Genomic DNA, 24,434 nt, shown 5'->3' with positions numbered 1-24,434 from the left:
CAACGAGGGCGATCGCGATTTGTCTCGCGATCGCCCTCTTCTCATGCCTGTGGATACACCACGACCTTGATGCTCTCGTTTTTGTTCGTCCGGGCGCGCTCAAGCGCGTCCCCAGCCTCGGCGAGCGGGAACGTGTCCGTGATGAGGTCCCAGACGTCGATCTCGCGCATGAGCTGGATACCCGCGGGATAGGTGTTGGCATACCGAAACACGCCCGCGATTTCGATTTCCCCATCCGTGAGCTGCGTCAGGTCGAGCTCGCGGAGCGGCGATTGCGACAAGCCCACCACGACGAGGCGACCGCCGCGGCGAAGTGCGGGCAAGAGAGAGGCGACAGCGTCCGGATGCCCGGCCGTCTCGATGGCCACGTCCACGCCTTCCGGGAATCGCTCGCGGACCGCGTCCGCGATGGCCCCCCGCTTGGCGTCCACGGCTTCGGTTGCGCCAAACTGGAGCGCAAGCCGCAACCGCTTCTCCACCGTATCGCTGACGATCACGTCGCCCGCACCGAGCCGGCGCGCCGCGATGACGGTGAAAAGCCCCACGGGGCCCATGCCGGCGATGGCGACGCGTTGGCCCGGGCGCAAGCCGGACCTCTGGATGGCGTGCAGGGCGACGGAGAACGGCTCGACCATCGCCGCCTGCTCGTACGACATCTCGTCCGGGATGGGGTACACGAAATCCGCCCGATGAGCGATATACTGAGCAAATGCGCCGTCGACAGGCGGCGTCGCGAGGAAGCGCACGTGCGGACACAGGTTGTATCTCCCCGATTTGCACGCTTCGCACCGCCCGCAGGTCACGCCCGGCTCAATGGCCACGCGCTGGCCGGGGCGGAGGTGGTTCACGTTCGCGCCTGCGGCGACGATGATTCCGCTCGCCTCATGCCCCAGAATGAGAGGACCGTCGACCACGTACCGCCCGATCCGCCCATGCTCGTAATAATGCACGTCGGAACCGCACACGCCAACCGCCTCCACCCGAATCAGCACTTCATCCGGTGAAGGCTCCGGAACCGGAACCTCGCGGATCTCCACCTGTCGCGCACCCACCAGGTACGCCGCCTTCATCGTCTTCGGAATGGCGCTCGAGACTGCCACGCGAACTCCCCTTCCTGATGCGTCCTCTCTACCTCCGATTCTAGTATACAGAAGCCGATCAAGGGCGAAAGCCCCCGCTCACGCCTCCGCCCGAAACGCCGCGATGGCCTCGCGCACGATCTCGAGATCCATCTCCGCCGGGATCTCCACTTGCACCGTGTACGTATCGGTGCCAAACTCCTTGATGCCGAGGCTTGCGCGTCCGCCGGTCATCTCGCCCAACTTCGCCTCGAACTCGCGAAACGAAATCGCGTAGGACAGCGGTACCGTGCACAGCTTGTTTCCCTCGCGCGCGCCCACCGTGATGGCCGAACTGACGACCGACGCGTTCGGCAGAACGCGCCGCACGCCCCCGTCCTCCAGAATGGTGTGATACCAGTTCACATCCACCACAGTACCGCTGTACTCCACGCCGCCAAACAGGTACGTGCGGAAGCTGACGTATTCGCCCAGTTGAAACGGCCGCACGGCAAAGAGCACCAAGCCCGCGATGAGATTCGCGAGCGTCGATTGCGCGCCGACGCCGACGATCACGCCCGTCACCGCGCCGCCAACCAGGATGCTTCCGACCTTCACCTGCAACAGGTTGAGCCCAATCACCAGCACAAACGCATAGCCGACGGCGCTGAGCGCCCGGTTGACCACGCTCAACACGCGGATGTCCGCGCCCGGGTGCCGCGACGCCATGGCGTTGACCGTGCGGCGGAGTTGGTTGACGACCAGCGCCCCCGCCCCAAACCACACGAGCGCGATGGCCCATTCGATGATTTGTCGATCCAAGGAAGGAAGCGATTGAAGCCGCTCCGACTCGCGCCCGAGATAAGCCGCCACCGCGAGCGCCACGAGCAGCACCAGATACATCGTGAACCGCCGCCATCCCACCGGCGACGATCGGGATCCGTCGGTCATGAAGACACCTCGATCTTCCAAACTCACGAACGGCCACAGCGCAAAATCGCTGTGGCCGCATAAGTACCTCCATCATATCGCAAGCTCCGGATGGGCATCAATGGCTTTCCTCCGGCAGCAGGTAGGCGGGAGACTGCGTCCAATTCGACGGAATGGCCGTGCTGGTCCATTGGCTTTTGGGCATCCACGGCTCGTGGTGCTCGTCGAAGTACGCGTCGATCATCTTGCGCGCCAAGATCGCCGAAAAGCTCGCGCCGTAGCCCCCGCCTGGCGCCATCACGGCCACCGCCACCAGCGGGTGATTGAGCGGCGCATAGCAGATGAAGACCGAATTGTCGGTCCGGTGACCGTTGATGACAATCTGCGCCGTCCCTGTCTTTCCCGCCGCTTGGTACGGTGCGCCCAGGAACGCGTAGTACGCCGTGCCCGCCGGGTTCGACGTCACGCCGTACATCCCCTGCTTGATGAGGTTCCACTGCCACGGCTCCGCGCTCACGCGGCCCAAAATCTGCGTCTTGTAAGTGAGAATGGGCTTCGAGCCCGAGTTCGGCGTCCCGTTCGGCGCATAGACGTTCTCAAGCAGGTGCGGCTTGAGCCTGAGCCCCTCGTCCGCGAGTGTCATGGCGTAGACACCGAGTTCCATGGGCGTGAACATCTGCGACTGACCGATCGCGGCGTCCGCCAGGCTGGCCGGCGATCCGTAATTGACGTATTTGCCCGTCTTCGCGAGCGACTCCTCGCTCGCCTTGAGATTGTACGGCACCTGAATGTTGCCCTTCCGGTAGTCCTCGATGTAGAACTCGCCGTGTTCCTCAAAGGGCAGATCGATGCCCGTCAACGTGCCAAGCCCAAAGTTCTCCTCCTCCTGGAACATCGCGTTGATGCCTTTCACGAAGTCCGTGTCCAGGTAGTTTTGATAGCTGCCGTCCGAAGCTGGATACGATCCGCCCGACGTGGTGCTCGACCCGAACCACTTCCCGAGCTGAAGGCCGAGCTCATAGAAAAACACGTCGCTCGACACCGTGATGGCCTCGATGGGATTCACCCATCCAAAGACGAAGCCCTCATCCTCGTTCTTTCGCTGCGTCCCAATGTAAATATAGCCGTCGTCGAGAATCTCCGTCTTCGGCGTGACCACTCCCGCTTTGAGCCCGGCGAGCAGATTCGCCGGCTTCACCGTAGAACCCGGATAGTTATACGTGTCAATCACGTTATTCAGCTGAGCCCCCGACGTCTCCAGATAGTGGACGTGATTGACATATGTGCCGTCCGTGTACCAGTTGGGGTCCAGATACGGATAGCTCACCATGGCGATCACGCCGCCCGTCTTGACGTTCAGCATGACCGCCGCCGCATCCGTGATGTCCTGCTTGTTGGTTGGCGACGAATCGATCATGTTCTGCAACAGCTCCTGCGCCACGGCCTGTTCATGTCCGTCCAGCGTGAGCTGGATGTTGTCCCCGTTTTGCGGGGCGATCTCGCCCACGCTGCCGACGGCCGTGCCGCTCGACGTGACCGTCACAAGTTCGTAACCGGGTTTGCCCTGCAGGAGGTGTTCATATTCGTACTCGACGCCAGTCTCGCCCACCTTCTGGCTGTACAGATACCCTTTGTACTGACTTACATTCTCCGCCGTGATGGCGCCGACGTAACCCAACACTTGACCGGCGAGATCGCCATACGGGTACTGGCGCTCGTAGTCCTGCACCACCTGGATGTTGGGCAGCTCGCTCTGATGCTCCACCACGTACGCCACCTGCGCATCGGTCACATTCCGAGCGAGCGTGACCTGGAGAGCCCCCGGATTGCTCTGCATGGCTTGATACAGGGCCTGCGGGGTCGTCTGGAGCACGGGCGCGAGGATGGACGCGACGCGGTGCATTTCAGCGGTCGACATCTGCGTGTATCGGTTGAATTGAAGGGTCAGGACGGGTTTGTCCCAGGCCAGCACCTGGCCGTTGGCATCGTAAATCCATCCGCGCTGCGGCAGAATGGGCACGCGCGCGTACTGCGTGAGCTGTTCCGAAGAACGAAACGAGGCGCCCTTGACCACCTGCACGTACGCCAAACGCAAAATCAGCGAGGTAAACGAGAGAAACACCAAGCTGTACACGACGTGGAGGCGGAAGCGGCGCCGCTTCGCGACCTTCTCCGGATCGGGCGGCGCCACGGCTCCGGTCCGCCTCTGCGCGCGCTTCGTTCTCGACTTTCGCACCGAGTCTCACTCCGTCCTTCAGGCTATCCATAGCTATTTAAATCAGACCCGCGCCGCAGGGCGCAAGTTCAAGTGACGATCTGGCGGCGCAGGCGCCGATCTCCGTCGAAACGTTTGCCAAAATGTCGGAAACCCACCGTATGCGGCCCGCAGATTTTCGGGTAGAATGAGTATAGTGTGGTTCGCAGGACGAGCCATGTTCGAATTTCGAGTGCTGGGAGTGCTGGCATGTCGCGACACCATCCAGGCTCGGTCCTGTTGTCGTTCGAAGCGGGGGTAGAACAGAGCAAGCGATTGGCCCGCATGGCGGTCTACGCGCTCGGCGCCTTTGCGATTATTAACCAAGGCCTCGGCGCGACCTTTCTGGCGCCCCTTGCCAACGTGTGGGGCGCTCTCGCGGTCCTGGCGCTCGCGTGGGCGGCGCTCGTCCGCCGCGCGTACGGTGTGAAGCGTTCGCAACCCGCATGGGGGCGATACGCCTGGTGGTACATCCTGTACACGCTGGCGCTCGTGCTCGCGGATCTCAAGCACCCCGTCCTCGCGCTGAACGCGTGGATGGTGGACGTGGAATACATCTTCGTCGGCCTGCTGGTGCCGCTCGCCGTCGACGCCGAGGACGCCTCGAAGCTGTTCTACGGCGTGATCGCCATGTCGTTTCTGATGGGTATAGACGGGTGGTTTCAATTTCTCATCAAAGTGCCGATTCCGAGCCAGTGGCTTGACGTGGGCGAGCACGTCCGGACGCGCGTGTTCTCGGTGATGAAGTCGCCTGCGGAGTTCGGCGCGAATCTCGAACTCACGCTGCCCCTCATGCTCGGCCTCGCCGCATGGGATGGAGACAAGCGGCGGCGAACGGCGTACCTCGTGGGAGCCATCATCGCATTGGGCGCGCTCTTCATGACGTACGATCGCGGCTCGTGGCTCGGGCTCGGCGCCGCCACCTTTTTGGTTGCGGCCGCTTTCGAGCGCCGCCTCTTGCCGATATGGGCGGGCGCGATGGGCCTCGCGATGTGTGTCCCGTCCCTGCGGCACCGGGCGTTCGACCTGTTGAACCCGGTGTATTTCATGAAGTCGTCCGCGGGCGGGCGCATGGCGCTTTGGCAGCAGGCGTTCGACGTGATGTCGCGCAACCCATTGTTCGGATCCGGACTGGGGTACTACGGCGGCTACGTCGCCACGTCCCATAGTTTTTCCGCGTTCTCCGACAATTACTATGCCAAGGTGCTCGGAGAGACCGGTATGCTCGGATTGGTGCTGTTCTTGGCCATGCATCTGGCCATCGTGCGCGATATGATGCACGTGGTGCGGCGAACGTCGGGCCCATCGCGCGCTTTGGCGCTCGCAGGGCTGACCGGCCTGACCGCCGTCCTGATTCACAGTTTCGTCGAGAACCTGTTTGAATACAATTACACTGCGAGCTTGTACTATCTGCTGGCGGGGCTCTTGTACACCTGGGGTCGCAGCTTGCCAGAGGCTGACCGAATCCACAGCCGCTGGCGGAAAGCGAGGATGTCGGACGAATGACACTGATGTACTTGCTCTGGGACACCTTTTACGACGCGCTCAAATTGGTTACGGGGCTTGTGGCGCTGTACCAGATTGTGCTGTCCGTGTATGGCATCTGGCATCGCAGACGCCCCATCACGCACGCGCCGCAAAAGCGGTTCGCCATCATCATCCCGGCGCATAACGAGGAGTGCGTGATCGGCCCCCTTCTCGACAGCCTGAAGCGCCAGACGTACCCGGAACACCTCTACGACGTGCACGTCATCGCGGACAACTGCACCGACGGCACGGCGGAGCGCGCGAGGGCGCACGGCGCCATCGTCCACGTGCGGGAAAACCGCGCCGAGCAGGGCAAGGGCTACGCCATCGAATGGATGCTGGCGCGCCTGAAGGACATGGGCGCGCATTATGACGCCATCGTCATGTTTGACGCGGACAATCTGGTCCATCCCGAGTTCCTCGCCATCATGAACGATCATCTGTGCAACGGCGATCGCGTCATTCAAGGATACCTGGACACGAAGAACCCTTTCGATTCGTGGATCAGCGTGTCGCTTGCCATTTCCTACTGGTTCGACAATCGGCTGTGGCAGTACGCCCGCGCGCGTCTCAACCTGCCGTGTACGCTCGGCGGGACAGGCCTTTGCATCGATTATCCGCTGTTGCAGGAGATGGGCTGGAAAGCGACGGGTCTCACAGAAGATCTGGAGTTCGGCATCCGCTGCGTCCGCCGGGGCATCATTCCCGTCTGGGCGCACGACGCGCGCGTGTACGACGAGAAGCCCACGAGCTTCGCGGCGTCCTTCCGCCAGCGCCTTCGTTGGCAACAGGGGCATTTTCAATGCGCACGGGAACACCTTGTGCCGATGTTCATCGAGGGGCTGCGCGAACGCAATCTGGCCAAGATCGACATGGCCATCTACCTGTTTCAGCCCATGCGGTCCATGCTGTTGTTTGCCGGCGCGATGATTGTGTTGGGTCTTCATTACCTGTCGCCCGATCCGACCGACGCGGCGACCAACCCGGCGGCCCTCATGGTCACCAACCTATGGGTCGCGGTCAACATCATTCTGTTCCTGGAGATTCCCCTCGCGCTTTTGCTCGAGCGGGTGAACTGGCGAGCCTATTTTGCGTTGCCTCTCCTCCCGTTCTTTCTCTGGACGTGGGGGCCCGTGACGCTTCAGGCCTACTTCACGCGGAGCAACCGGACTTGGTACCACACGGTGCACAAGCGCGCCATTCGCCTAGACGAACTGCGTGAGCGCTGAGGAGGGAAAGCATGGCGCCGGATCGCCATCCACAAGACGAGCACGGCTGCGGGCCATCGCTGGAATCCCGGATGGAGGCGGAACTCGCCGAACTTGTGCATTACGCCCACCGCGTGCCGCGAGGGCTGTTTTTCGGGGCGCTCGTGCTTATCGGCGTCCTGCTCACGGTCGTCTCCGTGATGCTGCACATCGCCCCGTGGTGGGCAAGCGCAGGCGTTTGCGCGCTCCTTCTGATCCTGCTCGCGGCGGCCATCTGGCAAGCGCACGACGTGTGGTCCCGCCGCCTGGCCCTCACAACCATCACCGTGCTGACCCTGTTTCTCATCGTGAGCGTATTCTATCTGGTGCACGCGCTCTTCCACGAAAATGAGTCCGCCGTGGCATTGTTTCGGGACGCGCTCCTGCTCTGGGTGACCAACATCTTTGTGTTTGCGGTGTGGTACTGGGAGATCGATCGCGGCGGCCCGCTCAAGCGCCACCGAGGCAAGCCGGATCGGCCAGATCTGCTGTTTCCGCAGATGATGGCCGAAGCCCCCGGATGGAACGAGTGGCAACCCACGTTCATCGATTACCTCTACCTTGCGTTCAATACCAATACCGCCTTCAGTCCCACAGACACCGCCGTCCTGTCGCGCAGGATGAAGCTCCTCATGATGACGCAATCCGTCATTTCGCTCGCGGTCGTCTCGGTCATCGTCGGCCGAGCCATCAACATCGGCTGAACTTTGAGACCATTTTAAGGTATTGGCTCTATATTGCTGGTAGGCCAGCTTGGCCAAACTTAGCTAGCAAGGTGGGGGTTATGATGAAGAAGTCGATTCTGGCAAGCGTGGCAGCGCTGACGCTGTTCGCGGCGCCGAGCGTTGCATTGGCGAGCACGGAGAAGGCGGCTCACGCTTCGCACGCAGTCGTGCACGTGCACAAGGCGAAGACGAGCGCGGCGCACAAGACCGTGGCGAAGAAATCCACCAAGACGGCTCCGAAGACTGTCGCGAAGAAGTCGACGGGACACAAGGCTGCAGGCAAGGGCACATCGAAATCCAAAAAGAAGTGAAGTCCAAGCGCGGCGATTGGCTCGCCGCGCTTTTCGCTTCTTCTGTTCTTGCCGCGGCCTCCGCGCGTTCTCGAGAAGGTGACAAAACGCCGACACACGTTCCTCACCACCGCCCGCGCCTTTGGAGCGACCATCGCGGTCGGATAGAATGGGTCAGGGACGGTGAACATGCGGATGAGCGCTCTTTTCGACGAGGCGCGCGCTTTTATCAAGACGTGCTACCGAGAACTGGGTAAGAACGAAGTCGAGATCGAGCGGCGGCTAGACGAGGTGCGCCGACAAATCGACCGCGAAGGCACTTATGATCACACCTTCGAAGAGCTTGAGCATGGAGCTCGCATGGCATGGAGGAACAGCAACCGTTGCATCGGCAGGCTGTTCTGGCAGACGCTTCACTTGTTCGACCGCCGCCATCTCCATCGGCCGAAGGACGTGTTCGACGCGGTCTGCGAGCATTTGGCCTTCGCCCAAAACGGTGGCAGAATTCGGCCCACCATCACAGTGTTCGCGTCGGCTTCCCGGGAGCGCGCGGTGCGCATCTGGAATCACCAGATCGTGCGCTACGCGGGCTACGAGACGCCGAAAGGCACCGTGGGCGATCCGGCATCGGCGGCCTTCACCCGAGTCTGTGAGGCGCTCGGATGGCGCGGTCGCGGCACGCCGTGGGACGTGCTTCCCGTCGTGATCGCGGACGGGGACGAGATCGCCTGGTTTGAATTGCCGCTCCCTCTCATCCTTGAAGTTCCGATTGAGCACCCCGAGTACCCGTCCATCGCCGATCTCGGCCTCCGCTGGTACGCCACGCCCGTTCTGTCCGATATGGCGCTGATCATTGGAGGAATCCGCTACACCGCGGCGCCGTTCAACGGCTGGTACATGGGCACCGAAATCGGCGCTCGCAACCTGGCGGATCCGTTTCGCTACAACATGCTGCCGGCCGTCGCCGAAGCGATCGGCCTCGATCGATCGAGCGACGCGACGCTGTGGCGCGATCGAGCCCTGGTGGAACTGAACATCGCCGTGCTCCATTCGTACCGCAAGCGAGGCGTCACCATCGTCGATCATCACACCGCGAGCCGCCAGTTCGCCTACTTCGAGCGACTCGAGCGGGACGCGAATCGCCGCGTGACCGGCGATTGGACCTGGCTCATCCCGCCCCTGTCCCCGGCGGCGACGCACATCTTCCACAGCGGATACGACGACGACTTCGTGCTGCCGAACTTCGTGCGCCAGCCGAGCCCCTATCCCGCTCCGCCCTTCCGGGTCGATCCGTCGATGTTCCGTTAGTCCCGCTCCCCGCCTCGGCGCACCTCCTCCATGCGCTCAGCGTTGGCCACCCCGAGCCACGTGCCGAGATTCATCGCATCCGACAGGGCGCTCGGCACGACGATCATCGACGCTTTTTCCTTCAAGCCCTCGTAGAGGATGTTCATGGCGCGAAGCTGAATGGCGACGGGATCGCTGTGGTAAAGGCGCGCGGCCTCCAGGAAGGATTCGGCCACCTGCACCTCGGCCTGACCGAGGATGACGCGCGCGTTTCGCTCCCGCTCCGCCTGAGCCGCGCGGGACATCGCGTCCTGGAGATTGCCCGGGATTTTAATATCGCGGATCTGGACGCTCTGAATGGAGATGCCCCACGGGCCCGTGCGCTCGTCGAGCAGGCGCTTCAGTTCGTCATCCATGGCCTCTCGGCTCGACAGCATATCCTCGAGCATCATGCGGCCAATCAGATCGCGCAGCGCGGTCTGAGCCGCCCAGGACAGCGAATATTCGTAGTCCGCCACCTGAAGCGCGGCTTTCTCCGCGTCCACCACCACCCAGAACAGCACCGCGTCGATGTTCACCGGGACCGTGTCCTTCGTCAGGGTCTGCTCCGCGGTGAAGGTGGTCGACCGCACGCGCAGGTCGATCCAGTCCGCAACCGTGTCGACGATGGGAAGGAGAAGGAACATGCCCGGCCCCGCGAGCTGACGGAACTTGCCCAGGCGAAGCACGACCGCCTTTTCCCATTGATTCGCGACGTGAATGGATGCCGCCAGAGCCCAGCCCATCAGCAGAATGACCACCCCCACGCCAAGGCCCAGCGCGCGATCCGTCCGCCCCAGGCCCAGGGCGGACGCGATGGCTCCGAGCACGAAGACGACAAAAATCAAGCGTTGCACACCGGCCACACGCCGCATGCGCATCTCCTCCTTCTCCGGCATTCCACCGGAACGACATCCGCCTCACGGGCCGCCAACGAGGCGTTGGCCGATTCACGACGAAGCGGCTTCCACAAATCGCACAATGCCACGCGCTGGGCGGGTCTGCCACGGCACGAACGAACGCTCGATCACGACGGGCGGCATCACCTCGAATCCATGCATACGTCCAGAAGCGAGCGCGAGAGCCGGTTGAAAAACAAGGCCTTGCACCGTGCCCGCGCGCGGGATCAGCTCGTACTCGAGCGTGGCCGTTTCGCCTGGCTTCAGCGCGAAGGGCAGGTTGATGGGCCTCGCTCCGCTCCGAGAGTTCGGCAACACCACGCGGACGGCGGAAATGCCGTCGTTCCCGGCCTGCCAGAGCCCCAGGATCCGCACAGGCGCCTGGGTTTCGTTGCGAAGCTGGACGGCGACGAGATTGTTCCTCGTCACGAGCGGCTCCTGAATTTCCCCGGAGTCAAACGAGACACTCAGCCAATCGACCGATCCGCGGATGACCCGGCACGTCACGCGGCCATAGGGAAGTATGCGCTTCCAGAGACCGGCGTTCACGAGAAGGCCCATGCGCTCATCCCGATAGCTGTGCGGAAACCGCACCGAGATGACGAATTGGCACAGTTGAAACGTCTTGCCGTTCTCGACATCGACTTCATGAGTCAGATCCGACCGCACGACTTCGAAACTGCCTGCCGGGATCGGCTCGAGATTCAGGGTATCCGGCACGGACTCCGCGGCCGTCCACAGATTGTACGTGAGCACAAGGGGCTTCCCCATCGCCACGACCGCATTGACGCGCCACCCCGTTTGCGCCCACCACGCGGCATCCCGCGCCCTCGGTTCCGCCCGGCGCGCCCACATCCACGTCCCCACTGCGACGGCCAACAGCACCATCACCACAGCCGCAGCGAGCGCCCCCGCACGACGCCCTTTCATGCCACACGCTCCTCAGCGAGAAGTTCGAACAGCGGCAGATCCATGCTGCTGGTTGTAGTTCATGGTACTCTTCCCCCGGGATCGTGTCTAGATGTAGAGGTCACAGCCTCAGTTCGCGCGCGAAGCCGGAGCCGCCATCAACAATGTGTCTCGAGACGCTTGACACGTGCGTTTAGGGCGACTATAATCATCCTCGTGACTCGCTTTTGAAGCCATGTCGAGATGGCGGAATTGGCAGACGCGCACGTTTGAGGGGCGTGTGGGGTAACCCGTGCGGGTTCAAGTCCCGCTCTCGACACCAGAGACTCGAAGGGTTCGGACTTCATCCGAACCCTTTCTTCGTCTTATGCGCTCCATTCCGAATTTCGTTGCCGGCCACCGCGCCTTTGCGGCCCACGAGTGAGGAGGATACGCCGCATGCCGACCGAACGACAGCAGCGCCTCTTGAACTTGCTTCAGCAGGCGGACGCCCCCGTGCCAGGGCAGGCGCTCGCCGAGGCGCTCGGCGTGACGCGCCAGGTCATCGTCCACGACATCGCTCTCCTGCGCGCGGCTGGCGAGCCTATTTACGCCACGCCGAAGGGCTACTGGCTCACGCGATCGTCGTCCGGGCGGGAAACGGTGCTCGCCGTCTCGCACACACCGGAACAAACCAAGGACGAACTGTACACGCTCGTCGATCACGGCGTGCGCGTGATGGACGTGCGCGTGGAGCACGCCATCTACGGAGAAATCGTGGGCAACCTCCTCATCACTTCGAGGCGCGACGTGGATGTGTTTCTTGAAAAGGTCCGCAGTGAGCGGGCCGCGCTTCTATCCAGCCTCACCGGCGGCTTTCACTATCACCGCGTGCAATACGACCGCGAAGACCAACTCGCGGAAGCGTGCGAGGCGCTGCAGAAGGCGGGCATCCAGGTCATGTCCGACGGAGCTCCTGAGCCCCGGACGCGTTGACTAGGTTTGCTGCCTCATGCCTTGCGTGCGACGTCGTATTCTCGAAAGAATGCCCCGTAGAGAACCGTTGAAGCGAGTTGCAAGCCTGCCGCCAAGACAAACGGCAACGCCAGACTGCCCTCGTCCAGCAACCAGCCCGAAAAGGTCGGTCCGACGGCGGAAGCGGCTCGCGTAAAGAACGAATTCATGCTCAACGAAAACCCACGCCGATCGTCCTCCGTCAGGCTCGAACCTAAGGCCGATCTCGCTCCCTGGGTGCCGCGGCTCAAGGCGGATCGCAGAGCATAGGCGGCCGATGCAAGGAAAAACGTGGGCATGAAGGGCAGGACGCACATGAGTCCAACGCCTGCGAGACGTAGCCAAACGACAGCTCTCACCATACCGATGCGCTCGGCTAAGTATCCGGAGAAAAGCGCAAACAAACCTGTCACCACGAACGACGCGGCCATCGTTCTGCCGATCTCGACGCTCGTCGCCCCGAACTTCACGGCGAACCAGTACGACATCATGGGGCCTACGAAACCAACGCCGAGCCCGTTCAACAGGTTCACGAATGCAAGCTTGGCGATGTTGCGGTTTTCGGTTTTTCTCCTTGCGAGATCGCGCGAAGTGGGTTGGCGCCCGGCGCGAGAAAATGACCGGGGTGCGTGATCATCCTCCCCCTGCCCACCGTTCCTGTGTCTCCCGCCTTCCGGCGTCCGCCAGAGGATGACAGCACAAGCGAGCGAGAGGCAAGCGACACCACAAAAGAGAGGCAGGAAGGCCGACGGACCCGGCAACTCGCGTTGCCACGCGTGGTTGAGTCCTGCCAACAGGGACCCAATGGCCATGCCGAAGAACCCAAGAGCCGTGTTGGCGCTAAAGACTCGGCTGCGCTGCTCACGTGGAGTGCCCTGAGCCATCCACGCCTGCTCCACGGGCGTGAACGGCCCAGCAGCGCCATTCTGGCCGCGTCCAAATCCGGTGAGCGCTACGGCTACCGAGATCAGGACTGGATTCCGACACAGCGCCACCAACAAGGCAGCACCACAGGTCATCAGTTCGTACACGACCAGAAACGGCTTGCGCCCGATGCGATCGGACACCGGGCCGCCTGAAGATACGCTACCGTCCGATTCGTGACGGCCATCTCGGTCCCCTCCTAGCCATTTGAGGACAAGCGCCAGGCGGGGTCTCCCCCGTAGATTTTCTTGTACAGATCGTAGTTATAGAAGACGCGATCGACGAAATGGCGCGTCTCGCCCACCGGGATTTGGTCGATGTCCTGCAGCTTCCCGTTCCACACGCCGTCCTTCAGCCACTGCGACACGCGCCTCGGGCCGGCGTTGTACGCCGCAACCGCCGCCACCACGTTGCCGTGGAAATCCTTGATCAGGCTCTTCACATACCAACTGCCAATCAAAATGTTGTAGTCCGGACTCGCAAGCTTCTTCGCGTCTTGCGGCAGCCTGCGAATGGCGCCGCCCGATCCCGACGTCTGATTTCGCAGCATCTCGGCGATCCACTCCGCGGTCTGGGGCATCAACTGCATGAGACCCACAGCGCCGGCGTGCGAGACGTCTTCCGTTCGAAACTTGCTCTCGACGCGAATGATGCTTGCAATCAGCAGCGGATCGACATCCGCGAAGCGCGCGGACTGCTGAATCTGAGCCTGATACTGAATGGGATACATCAGGCGCCAGAATCCGTTCGTTGAGATGGTCACCAGCACGGCGATGAGCAGAATTCCCGCGATGAGCTGGCGAAGGTTCAGCGCGAAGAAGAATGGCCGCTTCGGCTTTCCGCGCGAAGTTTTTGCCATAGCGCCTGCACCTGCTCTCGCGTGGATTCCAGCGGGCCGTCGTTTTCAATGACATGCGTCGCGATGGCCCGCTTTTCGTCGATGGGCATCTGCGCCTGGATGCGGCGAAGCGCTTCTGTCTCGCTCAGGCCGTCCCGCTCCATCACGCGGCGAAGTTGAGTGGCGGGGCTCGCGTACACCACGACGATCTCGTCGACGAACCGCTTTGCCGTCCCCTCGATGAGCAGCGGCACGTCCCACACCACCGGCTCGCCGGGATGGTCCCTCCAGTAATCCATCGTTTCCTGCCACATGCCCTGTTGCACGCGCGGATGCACAATTCGGTTCAGTTGCAACCGTTTCTCCTCGTCCTGGAACACGATGGCCCCCAGCTTCTTTCGGTCAAGCGATCCGTCCGCCTGCAGCACGCCTTCTCCGAACACGTCCACAATCTCGCGCAGCCCTTCGCTGCCCGGCTCCACGACCTTGCGCGCCCACACGTCCGCGTCCACCACAAACGCGCCGAGATCGCGCAACATTTGAGACACGGTGCTCTTCCCCGTGCCGATGCCTCCCGTCAAACCGATGATTTTTCCCTTCACGCGTGCACCCCCGTTCCGACAGGCATACCGGATACCACAGGCTGACAGGCCGGGCACACATGGGTCCCCCGCCCTGCGACCTTGATCTTCTGAATGGGCTGGCCGCACCTCACGCAGGGCTGCCCGGCGCGCCCGTAAACGGCCAGTTGAATCTGAAAGCCACCGTGCCTCCCGTAGCCATCGCGAAACGACCGCACGGACGAGCCGCCCTCGCGGATGGCGCGCGCTAGGACGTCCCGAATCTCGCGCAACAAGACATCGCACTGCCGCCTGCTCACCGCTCCCGCCGGCGTCAACGGATGGATGCCCGCGGCAAACAGCGCCTCATCCACATAGATGTTTCCGAGCCCCGCCATCTGCCGCTGATCGAGCAGGAGGCTCTTGATGGGCGCTCGGCGGTGCCTCAGCCGCTCGTGAAGCGCCGCACCGTCGAGCGCCGGATCGAACGGCTCCGGTCCGAGTTCCGCCAGCCCGTTGGGCAGGGGCTCTCCCTCGACGACCGCATCCATCGTGCCGAATTGGCGAACGTCCGCGTAGCGCAACTGGCGGCCCGACGCGAGCTGGAACACCACGTGCGTGTGGGGCAGCTCGGGTTCGGACGGATGAGCCACCTCGTAGCGTCCCTCCATGCGAAGGTGGGAGACAAGGAGGACGGTATCCAAGCGGAACAACAGATACTTGCCTCGCCTATCCACGCGCTGAATCCGCTGGCCCCGCAGTCGGTCCGCGAATAAGACGGGCGCGGGATGGCGCACGATGCGCGGCAGGCGGACCTCCACCTCGCGAATGACATCCCCTTCGACGCGCTCCGCGAGATGGCGCCGAACGGTTTCCACCTCAGGCAATTCCGGCACGCTCCATCCCCCTCACTTTGCGTCGTACCAGGTCGGACCGTAGGCCGTGTCCACCTTGAGCGGCACGGACAACGTCATCGCGTTTTCCATGTTGTCGCGAACCAGCACCTCAAGGGCTGCGAGTTCATCCTTCGGGCACTCGAAGATGAGCTCGTCGTGCACCTGCAGGAGCATACGGGCGTCCATCTGCGCATCGCGCATGGCCCGGTCAATCCGGACCATCGCGAGCTTGATTAGGTCCGCCGCACTGCCCTGAATCGGCGTGTTCATCGCCGTGCGCTCCGCAAAGCTCCGCAGCTGGTAGTTGCGGCTGTGAATGTCCGGCAAATACCGCCGACGGTTCATCAGGGTGGTGACATACCCCCGCTCGCGCGCCAGCTTGACGATCTCGTCCATGTACCGCTTGACGCCCGGGAACTTCTCGAAGTAACCTTCGATGAATCGCTTCGCCTCTTTCTGCGGGATATTCAGGTTTTGCGCGAGCCCGAAGTCGCTGATCCCGTAGACGATGCCAAAGTTCACCGCCTTCGCCTGGCGGCGCATCAGGCTCGTCACCTGCTCCGGCGGAACCTCGAACACGTCCGCGGCGGTGCGGGTGTGGATGTCCATATCGCGGCGAAACGCGTCGATCAGCGCCTCATCGCCCGACAGATGCGCCAAGATGCGCAACTCGATCTGCGAGTAGTCGGCGGCAAAAATGACCCAGTCCTTGTAGGTCGGCTCAAAGACCTGGCGAAGCCTGCGGCCCTCTTCAAGTCGGATCGGGATGTTCTGCAGGTTGGGTTCACTGCTCGAAAGCCTGCCCGTGGCGGTGAGCGTCTGGTGGAACCGGGTGTGGACGCGTCCGGTCTCCTTGCGAATCACCTTGAGCAAGCCTTCGACGTACGTCGACTGAAGCTTCGCCAGCAGTCGGTAGTCCAGGATCTTCTGCACGATCTCATGCATCGGCGCCAGCTTTTCCAGCACGTCAGCGCTCGTCGAGTAGCCGGTCTTGGTCTTCTTCAGGACAGGCAGGCCCAGTTTGTCAAACAGGATCTCTCCGAGCTGCTTCGGCGAGTTCAGGTTGAACGAAGTGCCCGCAAGGCGATAGATCTCCTCCGTCAGCCGCTCAATGCGCTCGGTCAGCTCGCGGCCGAACGCGACGAGCTTGTCGCGATTCACGTAGAATCCCGTGATCTCCATCTTCGCCAACACGAACGCGAGCGGCAGCTCGACCTCTTGATACAGGCGCTCCATCTCCTGCATCTGGATGGTGTACGAGAGAGATTCAAACAACTGCGGCAGCTGCGCCGCCGTGTAGGCGAGCCACTTCTCTCGGACGCCTTCGTCCAAAGGCGGCAACTCCCGCTGGAACGCGCGCGCGAACACGTCCGACAGTTCCACCTCGCCGTCCTGCGGGTTGAGCAGATAGGCGGCGAGCTTGACGTCCTGCCATCCGCATTCCGCTGTCAAGCCGATGCCGTGCGCGTCGAGTGCAAAGGCCATCGACTTCAGGTCAAACGCGATCTTCGGCCGCTCCGACACCAACCACGGCCGGACGTCACTCAGCTCAAGGCGCTCGCCGAACCGGACGTAGTAGGCGCGCCCAGCCCCCGCGACGGCCATGCCCCGAATCTCCGCTCGATGATAGTCCGGATCCGCCAAGTCCATCATCACACCGGCCGGCTCATCGAGCGAAGCGATGGCCGCCTGCCACGCGCGCGCGTCGTCGATCACGTCATACGCGAAGGCGTCCCATTCGTCGGACGAGCCAGCGTCACCGCTCGGCGCAGGTCCCGGCGTCGAATCGTGGCTCATTTCCTCGGAAATTTTGTCGACGAGGGACCGGAAGTTGAGCTCCCGGAACCAAGCGATGGCCTGCGCGGGATCCGGCCCGTCATAGCGCAGGGCGTCGAGATCGACCTCAATGGGTGCATCGCACGCGATGGTGGCGAGACGCTTGGACAAAAACGCGTCGTCGCGATGCTGCTCGAGGCGCTCGCGCAGTTTCTGCCCTTGGACTTCATCGAGGTGATCGTACACGCCCTCGACCGATCCGAAGGACGCGAGCAGTTTGAGCGCCGTCTTTTCCCCCACGCCCGGCACGCCGGGAATGTTGTCGGACGGATCGCCCATCAGCCCCTTGAGATCGATCACCTGCGCGGGCTTGAGGCCGGGATACCGCCTTGCCACGGCTTGCTCATCAAAGTGTTCCATTTCAGTGATGCCCTTGCGCGTCAAAAGCACGTGAATCCGATCGTCCACCAGCTGCAACAGGTCCTTGTCACCTGAGACCACGCGCACGTCGAAACCCGCCTCGGCCGCGCGCTTGGCGAGCGTGCCGATGACGTCGTCGGCCTCGTACTGATCGATCTCGATCATGGGAATTGAGAGCGCCTCCAGGGTACGGCGCGCGAGCGGAAACTGTTGCACCAGCTCGTCGGGTGTCTCCTGGCGCGTCCCTTTATAGGCCGCAAAATCGGCATGGCGGAATGTGGTCTTCGATTTATCGAATGCGACGGCCAAGTGGGTCGGCTTTTCGTCCGACAACAGCCGCAGGATCATGGTCGTGAATCCGTAAACCGCGTTCGTCGGCGTGCCGTCCTGCGCGGAGAGCGGCGGCAGCGCGAAGAACGCGCGATACAGAATGCTGTTTCCGTCAATCAACACCAGTTTCGATGTTGGCATAGGCCACCCCAGACTTCGCGCCGCAAGGCGCACTGTTGTCCCGCTCCATTCTATCACATTCCCACCGTCGGCCCGCGTCGTCTTGTGTCGAAGCCAGGTACCCCCAACCCGGCCGAGAGCTCTGTACGGTTGACAACATTCGTTCGATTCGCTATTCTTATGGCAAAATTCATCGAGCGACGGCCGTGAAGGAGAGAGTACATCCGCGGAGACGGTGCAGAGAGCCAGTGGTTGGTGCAAACTGGTCCAGACCGCGGCTGGAAGTTCACTCTGGAGCTGCCTGGTGAACCAGCGCGACGGGATGTTCCCTGCAGCCTGCAAGTAGCCAGCGCCGGGAGGTGTACACCTTCCGTTATCTCAATGAAGTGAAGGCGGACGCATCCGATGGCGCCGCCTGAGGGTGGTACCGCGAGCAACGCTCGCCCCTGGATGGGGCGGGCGTTTTTCATTTGGATCATCATCGCGTTCTAGGGAAGGGAGAGAACCGACGTGCAGCGCCCACTCGACGAAGAGCTCCGGGAATTGCGCGGAGCTATCGATCGCCTCGATGATCAACTCCTTCAGGTGTTGGCGGAGCGATTTGCCGCTGCGGAAGCGATCGCCAGGCACAAGGCGCGGCGCGGCGAACCGGTGGTCCAACCCGAGCGCGCGCAGCAGGTCCGGGCGCGATACCTCCGCCGCGGGGCCGAACTCCGCCTGCGACCGTCCTTTCTCGCCGCCGTGTGGAAACTCGTGCACGATGAGTCCTGCAGGCGCCAGGAGGAGATCCTCCAAAGCGTCGAACGCACCGCACGCTAGAAAGACAAAAAAGCCGAGGGACGCAGATCCCTCGGCTTTTTTTGTTTCTTGATTTTGCTTCACGCGATCACGGAGATCAACCTGCGCACGGATTCGGCGGATTTGTCGAGCGCCGCCTTTTCCTCCGGCAGAAGGTCCAACTCCAAGATGCGTTCGATGCCCCGTTTGCCGAGGACGGTCGGGACGCCGAGCGTCAGGTCGCGATAGCCGTATTCGCCTTCCAGATATGCGATGGCCGGCAACACGCGCCGCTTGTCCTTGAGGATGGACTCCGCCATCTGCACAAGCGACGCGGCGGGGGCGTAATACGCGCTCGCGTTCCCCATCAGGCTGACGATCTCGCCTCCCCCGTTCCGGGTGCGCTCGACGATGGCGTCGATCCGCTCCCTCGGCAACAGCTTTTCGAGCGGGACGCCGCCGACGTTGGCGTACCGGACGAGCGGCACCATGTCGTCGCCGTGCACGCCGAGCACAAAGCCGCGCACGTCCTCGACCGACACCCCGAGTTCCATCGCGACGAACGTGTTGAACCGCGCCGTGTCGAGCACGCCGGCCTGGCCGATCACGCGCTCCTTCGGAAATCCGCTCGTCTTATACGCCACGTACGTCATGGCGTCGACTGGGTTGGAGAGGACAATGAGACAGGCGTCGGGCGAATGCGCGACCACCTGCTCGGTGACCGACTTCACGATGTTCGCGTTCGTGGTGACGAGATCGTCCCGGCTCATGCCAGGTTTGCGCGGAAGACCGGCCGTGATGATGACGAGGTCCGATCCGGCCGTGTCCTCGTAATGGGAAGTCCCCACGACGCGCGCGTCGCTCCCGAGCACGGGCATGGCCTCGAGCATGTCGAGCGCCTTGCCCTTCGTCGGGTTCTCAAGCGACGGAATGTCCAAGAGCACCACGTCGCCGAGCTCCTTCGCCGCCAGCAGAAACGCCGTGGTGGCGCCTGTGAATCCGGCGCCAATCACCGAGATTTTCTTCCTCTCCAACATGCGAACCGCTCCTCAGTCCATATTTTTGATGATGTGATCACCGAACTCGGAGCACTTGACCTCGGTCGCGCCCTCCATGAGACGGGCAAAGTCGTACGTCACGATCTTCTGCGCGATGGTCTTCTCCATGGCGCGGGTGATGAGATCGGCAGCCTCCTGCCAACCCATGTACTCGAACATCATGACGCCCGAGAGAATCACCGAGCCCGGGTTCACCTTGTCGAGGCCCGCGTACTTGGGCGCCGTGCCGTGCGTCGCCTCGAACACCGCGTGCCCCGTTTCATAGTTAATGTTGGCGCCCGGGGCGATGCCAATGCCGCCGACCTGCGCGGCGAGCGCGTCCGAGATGTAGTCGCCGTTCAGGTTGAGCGTCGCAATGACGTCGTATTCGGCAGGACGCGTCAGGATCTGCTGCAGGAATGCATCGGCGATCACGTCCTTGACGATGAGCTTCCCGGCCTCGATGGCCTCCTTCTGCGCGGCGTCCGCGGCCTCCTGGCCCTTCTCGGCCTTGATGCGATCATACTGCGCCCACGTGAAGACCTTGTCGGAGAACTCGCGTTCGGCAAGCTCGTAGCCCCAGTTCTTGAACGCGCCCTCCGTGAACTTCATGATGTTGCCCTTGTGAACCAGCGTGACATTGCGGCGCTTGTGGCGGAGCGCGTACTCAATCGCGGCCCTCACCAGGCGCTCGGTGCCCTCGCGCGAGACGGGCTTCACGCCGATGCCGGACGTCTCCGGGAACCGGATCTTTTTGACGCCCATCTCCTTCTGAAGGAATTCGATGACCTTCTTGACCTCCGGCGTGCCTTCCTGCCACTCGATTCCCGCATAGATGTCCTCCGAGTTTTCGCGGAAGATCACCATGTCCACGAGTTCAGGATGTTTCACCGGCGAAGGAACGCCCTGGAAGTAACGAACGGGCCGCTGGCAGACGTAGAGGTCCAGCTCCTGGCGGACCGCCACGTTCAGCGAGCGAATGCCGCCGCCCACCGGCGTCGTCAACGGACCCTTGATGCTGACGATATATTCGGACAGCGCGGTCAGCGTGTCCTGCGGCAGCCATTCGCCGAACATGTTGTACGCCTTCTCGCCCGCGTACACCTCGTACCAGGCCACTTTTCGCTTCCCGCCGTACGCCTTCTCCACGGCGGCGTCGAACACCCGCTGAGCGGCGCGCCAGATGTCTGGCCCTGTGCCGTCTCCTTCGATAAACGGAATAATCGGGTGATCAGGCACATTCAACTTTCCGTTCGCCAACGTGATGGGTTCGCCCTCCGTCGGCAGCGAATATCTCTGGAACGTCGGCATGGCAGGCCCTCCCAATCTCGTTCTCTCTCGATGACCCTGCGCAACAAGGAGCGGCGCGGCGCAAGCCGCCCGCCCTTGTCTCGCGATGCATCTCCACCCATGATATAGCACACCGGCCGCCTCATGCAATCGCTCTCAATGCGGGCGCAACACCGGCACGTGCAACTCGACAAAAAATCGATCTTCATCCGCATCGATGCGCAGACGCCCCCGCATGCGGTGCACCAGCCGCTCCACGATCTGCAGGCCCACGCCGCGCTCCGGCGCTCGGTGCCGCTCCCCCGTCTGCGGGGCCACGTCGTTCTCCACTGAAAGCACGACCCACTGCCCTTGCCGATAGAGAGACCAGACGGCGGTCGAAGGGCGTTTGGCGTGATCGATCACGTTTTTGAACAGCGTGCTCACGAGCCGCTCCCATTCGCCCGGATTCGTGAACACGTACAGTCCCTCCTCGGCCTGCCCGCGAAGCTCGATGCCTTCGGCGCGCGCAATGGGCTCGTACCGCTCGGCGATCTCGTGGGTGAGATCGGACACGGCGACGGGCTCAGGCGGATCGTCGACGAGCCCGGAGCGCAACTTCGAGAGATACAGCATGTCCGAGATCATCTTCGACGCCCGGTCCAGTTCGCGCCGGATCTCGTTCGCGGCGTCCTCCGGCACGGCGCGGTTCGCGAGCATGGCGCTCGCGGTGGCAATCGGGGTCTGCAGCTCGTGCGACAGCTCCAGCACAGCCTCCTGGTACGCGGCCCAGGTCTGAAAGGCGGGTTGGACGAGCCGACGGGCCAGGACGAGATCGCCCGCGATGGCAAGCAGGAAACCGGCTCCGCCGATGAGCTCCATCAGGCGGAGGGTGTGCGTGAGCATGGATCGCTCCTGCGTGATGAGGCAATACATGTACAGCACGACGGTCGATCTCGTCGGCACAAGGCTCGACGAACCCGCGATGTCCTGCACCGCCGCTTGGAGGGCGCCCGTCGCGAGCAGGTTGCGCGCAAACCCGCCGGAAGATGCTTGACCGTACGAGGTCTGAATGAGCGCCGAGGACATCGTCGGATCCGGCACGACGACGGTGTACAGCCGGTATGGCTCATTGTCGTACGTGAACGTCACGAAGTGGCGCAGGACGGCCTCCCCGTGCACCACGGAAAAGGGGACGGGCGCGTGCGGGGAGTGGGCGACGGCGGCCGGCCCCACGGCGTAGTAGAAGATGGTGTTGCCGAGATCGTCCCGAACCGGAGGACCGAGGCCGTCCCGGTACACGCTCTCGGTCAACGCCCGCTCCACCGCTGGCACGGCCTCCGCCATCGCCTGCTCCGCGTCCCTCGCGACGTCGTTGGTCAGCTCGCGGTACACGGCCAGGCCCACGAGCACGAGCAAGAGCCCGGTGCTCACGATGAGCAAACTCGCCACGGTGATATACATGCGGCGAAACATGGGTCACTCGCCCTCCGGCTGCAACGCGTAGCCCCGGCCGCGGACCGTGACGATGGCGTTTTTCCAGCCGATGTTGGAACACTTCCTCCGCAGGAAGTAGACGTAGGTGTCGAGGGCGCTGTCCGCCACTTCGGCATCCGGGCCCCAGACCTTCGCGATGAGTTGATCGCGCGTCATGACCTGGTGCTTGTGGCGAAAGAGCGCCTCCATCAGGGCGAATTCCTTGCTCGTAAGCTCCAGCGTCCTCCCGTCGTACTCCAGGCTGCGCGACCGCGTGTGCAACCGGGCCTTCCCGTGCTCGAGCACCTCGTCGTCGGTCAGCGCGGGCGCGCGCCGGACGAGCGCCCCGACGCGGGCCAGGAGCTCGTCCGGATGGAACGGCTTGCCCAGGTAGTCGTCCGCGCCCTTGTTCAAGCCGAGCACGCGGTCTTTTGGATCGTTCTTGACGGTGAGCATCAGGATGGGCGTGGTGCACCCCGCCTCGCGAAGCTGCGTCAGCGCCTCAATGCCGTCCCCGTCCGGCAACATGTAGTCGAGCACGATGCAGTCGTACGCGCCGCTCATGCCGTGTTCCACCGCGGCAAACACGGTGTCCACCGCGTCCACGGTGTAGCCCCGCTGTTGAAAGAGCTGCACCAGCTCGCGGCGGAGCGCCGCCTCGTCTTCCACCACCAAAAGCCGCATTCCGCATCCCTCCTTGGGCCCTGCGGCTGGCGACCCGATGCGGCTCAGATCTGCAGGAAGCCGACCTTCCGCTGGACCTCGCGGAGCGTCGCCGCGGCGATTTCGCGCGCCCGTTCGGCCCCGCGGCGAAGCACCTCGTCCAGTTCTCCGGAATCCATCAGCTCCCGGTAGCGGGCCTGGATGGGCGCCAATCGCTCGATCACGACCTCGGCCAGTTCTTTCTTAAACGGACCGTATCCCTGGCCCTCGAACCTGCGCGCGACCTCGTCGAGCGACACGCCAGCGCAAAGGGCGTAAATGGTCATGAGGTTGCTGATGGCCGGCTTCTTCTCCGGATCAAAGCGGACCTCCCGCTCCGAGTCGGTCACCGCGCGGCCGATCTTTCTGCGAATGGTGTCCGCGTCGTCCAACATGGAGATGTAGGCGTTCGCGCTTTCGTCGCTCTTGCTCATCTTCTTCTCCGGGTTCTCGAGGCTCATGATGCGCCCGCCGATCTCCGGGATGTAGGGTTCAGGCACGACAAACGTGTCGCCAAACCGCCGGTTGAAGCGCCCCGCGATGTCGCGGGTGAGTTCCAGGTGCTGCTTCTGATCCTCCCCCACCGGCACGAGGTGCGCGTTGTAAAGCAGAATGTCCGCAGCCATCAGGGTGGGGTAGGAAAACAGCCCCGCCGTGACCACCTCGTGGCGGCTCGACTTGTCCTTGAACTGCGTCATGCGCTCAAGCTCGCCGTGATACGTGAAACACTGCAGGATCCATCCGAGCTCGGCGTGTTGCGGCACGTGCGATTGGACAAACACCGTCGCCTTCGCCGGGTCAATGCCGGAGGCCAGGTACAGGGCGGCCACCGACCGTGTGTTGTGGCGGAGCGCCTCTGGATCCTGCGGGACCGTGATGGCGTGCATGTCCACGACGCAGAACAGGCAATCCGCCTCGTCCTGCAATTTGACGAAGTTGCGAATCGCACCAAGGTAATTTCCGATGGTCAGGATGCCGGACGGCTGAATCCCCGACAACACGCGTTTCATGGACATCATTCTCCCAACTGTTCAAATTCGATTCAAATTCAGGCCTGCCGATGGCGCGGCGCTCCGCGCCCGACGCATTCGCTCACCATGATACGCGAAAGCGCATGATACGCGAAAGCGGAATTCCCCCTTGAAGGCGGG

At 62.8% G+C, this 24,434-nt stretch carries 22 protein-coding genes, 1 tRNA gene and 1 other annotated feature; of the genes, 8 read left to right on the top strand and 15 right to left on the bottom strand.

Annotated elements, in window-relative coordinates; genetic code table 11:
• Window positions 1-41 precede the first annotated feature (41 nt).
• The 3 genes from J3481_RS01360 to J3481_RS01350 all read right to left on the bottom strand — a co-directional run bounded on the left by J3481_RS01360 (window position 42) and on the right by J3481_RS01350 (window position 4,224).
• A complete protein-coding gene (locus J3481_RS01360) occupies window positions 42-1,100 on the bottom strand; it encodes an NAD(P)-dependent alcohol dehydrogenase (RefSeq protein WP_328702056.1) in 1,059 nt (352 codons plus the stop codon).
• Window positions 1,101-1,178: 78 nt separating this feature from the next.
• Window positions 1,179-2,009 (bottom strand): mechanosensitive ion channel family protein, encoded by an 831-nt coding sequence (locus tag J3481_RS01355; protein ID WP_236010960.1) that lies wholly within the window; start codon window positions 2,007-2,009, stop codon window positions 1,179-1,181.
• A 97-nt stretch (window positions 2,010-2,106) separates the two neighbouring features.
• Window positions 2,107-4,224 (bottom strand): peptidoglycan D,D-transpeptidase FtsI family protein, encoded by a 2,118-nt coding sequence (locus tag J3481_RS01350; RefSeq protein ID WP_206831167.1) that lies wholly within the window; start codon window positions 4,222-4,224, stop codon window positions 2,107-2,109.
• Between the two features lie 228 nt (window positions 4,225-4,452).
• Between J3481_RS01350 and J3481_RS01345 the strand changes: the two genes are divergently transcribed.
• The 5 genes from J3481_RS01345 to J3481_RS01325 all read left to right on the top strand — a co-directional run bounded on the left by J3481_RS01345 (window position 4,453) and on the right by J3481_RS01325 (window position 9,339).
• Complete coding sequence (locus J3481_RS01345; protein ID WP_206831166.1) at window positions 4,453-5,748, top strand: O-antigen ligase family protein; 1,296 nt, start codon at window positions 4,453-4,455, stop codon at window positions 5,746-5,748.
• Complete coding sequence (locus J3481_RS01340; protein ID WP_206831165.1) at window positions 5,745-6,998, top strand: glycosyltransferase family 2 protein; 1,254 nt, start codon at window positions 5,745-5,747, stop codon at window positions 6,996-6,998. Before J3481_RS01345 ends, J3481_RS01340 begins: the two co-directional genes overlap by 4 nt.
• An 11-nt stretch (window positions 6,999-7,009) precedes the next feature.
• A complete protein-coding gene (locus J3481_RS01335) occupies window positions 7,010-7,720 on the top strand; it encodes a DUF1345 domain-containing protein (protein ID WP_206831164.1) in 711 nt (236 codons plus the stop codon).
• Between the two features lie 83 nt (window positions 7,721-7,803).
• Entirely contained in the window at window positions 7,804-8,052 is a 249-nt protein-coding gene (locus J3481_RS01330) for a hypothetical protein (RefSeq protein ID WP_206831163.1), read from the top strand.
• A gap of 168 nt (window positions 8,053-8,220) precedes the next feature.
• Window positions 8,221-9,339 carry a nitric oxide synthase oxygenase gene (locus tag J3481_RS01325; protein ID WP_206831162.1) on the top strand — a complete coding sequence of 373 codons (1,119 nt, stop codon included), beginning with the start codon at window positions 8,221-8,223 and terminating at the stop codon, window positions 9,337-9,339.
• Here the strand turns inward: J3481_RS01325 and J3481_RS01320 are convergent.
• Entirely contained in the window at window positions 9,336-10,232 is an 897-nt protein-coding gene (locus J3481_RS01320; protein ID WP_206831161.1) for a slipin family protein, read from the bottom strand. The genes J3481_RS01325 and J3481_RS01320 overlap by 4 nt on opposite strands.
• Window positions 10,233-10,307: 75 nt before the next feature.
• Window positions 10,308-11,186, bottom strand: coding sequence for a hypothetical protein (locus J3481_RS01315; protein ID WP_206831160.1), 879 nt, complete (start codon window positions 11,184-11,186; stop codon window positions 10,308-10,310).
• A 216-nt stretch (window positions 11,187-11,402) separates the two neighbouring features.
• Between J3481_RS01315 and J3481_RS01310 the strand changes: the two genes are divergently transcribed.
• Window positions 11,403-11,487, top strand: a tRNA-Leu gene (locus J3481_RS01310).
• 116 nt (window positions 11,488-11,603) lie between these two features.
• Window positions 11,604-12,140 carry a transcription repressor NadR gene (locus J3481_RS01305; RefSeq protein WP_206831159.1) on the top strand — a complete coding sequence of 179 codons (537 nt, stop codon included), beginning with the start codon at window positions 11,604-11,606 and terminating at the stop codon, window positions 12,138-12,140.
• 14 nt (window positions 12,141-12,154) lie between these two features.
• Here the strand turns inward: J3481_RS01305 and J3481_RS01300 are convergent, their stop codons facing one another.
• From J3481_RS01300 to polA, 5 genes are read right to left on the bottom strand one after another with little or no spacing between them, the layout of a single operon-like run.
• Window positions 12,155-13,225 carry an MFS transporter gene (locus tag J3481_RS01300; RefSeq protein ID WP_328702055.1) on the bottom strand — a complete coding sequence of 357 codons (1,071 nt, stop codon included), beginning with the start codon at window positions 13,223-13,225 and terminating at the stop codon, window positions 12,155-12,157.
• Window positions 13,226-13,281: 56 nt separating this feature from the next.
• Window positions 13,282-13,941 carry a lytic transglycosylase domain-containing protein gene (locus J3481_RS01295; RefSeq protein ID WP_206831158.1) on the bottom strand — a complete coding sequence of 220 codons (660 nt, stop codon included), beginning with the start codon at window positions 13,939-13,941 and terminating at the stop codon, window positions 13,282-13,284.
• A complete protein-coding gene (coaE, locus tag J3481_RS01290) occupies window positions 13,890-14,522 on the bottom strand; it encodes a dephospho-CoA kinase (RefSeq protein ID WP_206831157.1) in 633 nt (210 codons plus the stop codon). The genes J3481_RS01295 and coaE overlap by 52 nt, the downstream gene beginning before the upstream one ends.
• Window positions 14,519-15,376, bottom strand: a complete 858-nt coding sequence (gene mutM / locus J3481_RS01285; protein ID WP_206831156.1) for a bifunctional DNA-formamidopyrimidine glycosylase/DNA-(apurinic or apyrimidinic site) lyase — start codon at window positions 15,374-15,376, stop codon at window positions 14,519-14,521. The genes coaE and mutM overlap by 4 nt, the downstream gene beginning before the upstream one ends.
• Window positions 15,377-15,388: 12 nt before the next feature.
• Window positions 15,389-18,043: a DNA polymerase I gene (gene polA, locus J3481_RS01280; RefSeq protein ID WP_206831155.1), complete on the bottom strand. Its 2,655-nt coding sequence runs from the start codon at window positions 18,041-18,043 to the stop codon at window positions 15,389-15,391.
• A gap of 176 nt (window positions 18,044-18,219) precedes the next feature.
• Window positions 18,220-18,473, top strand: a binding site (T-box leader).
• A gap of 59 nt (window positions 18,474-18,532) precedes the next feature.
• Between polA and J3481_RS01275 the strand changes: the two genes are divergently transcribed.
• Window positions 18,533-18,841 carry a chorismate mutase gene (locus J3481_RS01275; protein ID WP_206831154.1) on the top strand — a complete coding sequence of 103 codons (309 nt, stop codon included), beginning with the start codon at window positions 18,533-18,535 and terminating at the stop codon, window positions 18,839-18,841.
• A 59-nt stretch (window positions 18,842-18,900) separates the two neighbouring features.
• Here J3481_RS01275 and mdh read toward each other — a convergent pair whose 3' ends face one another.
• The 5 genes from mdh to trpS form a co-directional block, all read right to left on the bottom strand.
• Window positions 18,901-19,836: a malate dehydrogenase gene (gene mdh / locus J3481_RS01270; protein WP_206831153.1), complete on the bottom strand. Its 936-nt coding sequence runs from the start codon at window positions 19,834-19,836 to the stop codon at window positions 18,901-18,903.
• A 12-nt stretch (window positions 19,837-19,848) separates the two neighbouring features.
• The gene (gene icd / locus J3481_RS01265; protein ID WP_206831152.1) at window positions 19,849-21,147 is read right to left on the bottom strand and encodes an NADP-dependent isocitrate dehydrogenase; all 1,299 of its coding nucleotides are present in this window, start codon (window positions 21,145-21,147) and stop codon (window positions 19,849-19,851) included.
• A gap of 135 nt (window positions 21,148-21,282) precedes the next feature.
• Window positions 21,283-22,581, bottom strand: coding sequence for a sensor histidine kinase (locus tag J3481_RS01260; protein WP_206831151.1), 1,299 nt, complete (start codon window positions 22,579-22,581; stop codon window positions 21,283-21,285).
• 3 nt (window positions 22,582-22,584) lie between these two features.
• Complete coding sequence (locus J3481_RS01255; RefSeq protein WP_206831150.1) at window positions 22,585-23,265, bottom strand: response regulator transcription factor; 681 nt, start codon at window positions 23,263-23,265, stop codon at window positions 22,585-22,587.
• A gap of 44 nt (window positions 23,266-23,309) precedes the next feature.
• On the bottom strand, window positions 23,310-24,293 hold the full coding sequence (gene trpS, locus J3481_RS01250; protein WP_206831149.1) for a tryptophan--tRNA ligase: 984 nt from the start codon (window positions 24,291-24,293) through the stop codon (window positions 23,310-23,312).
• Between the last annotated feature and the right edge of the window lie 141 nt (window positions 24,294-24,434).

Source organism: Alicyclobacillus fructus (genome assembly GCF_017329605.1).
Lineage (GTDB): Bacteria > Bacillota > Bacilli > Alicyclobacillales > Alicyclobacillaceae > Alicyclobacillus > Alicyclobacillus fructus.
This window is presented reverse-complemented; position numbering and strand designations above follow the sequence as displayed.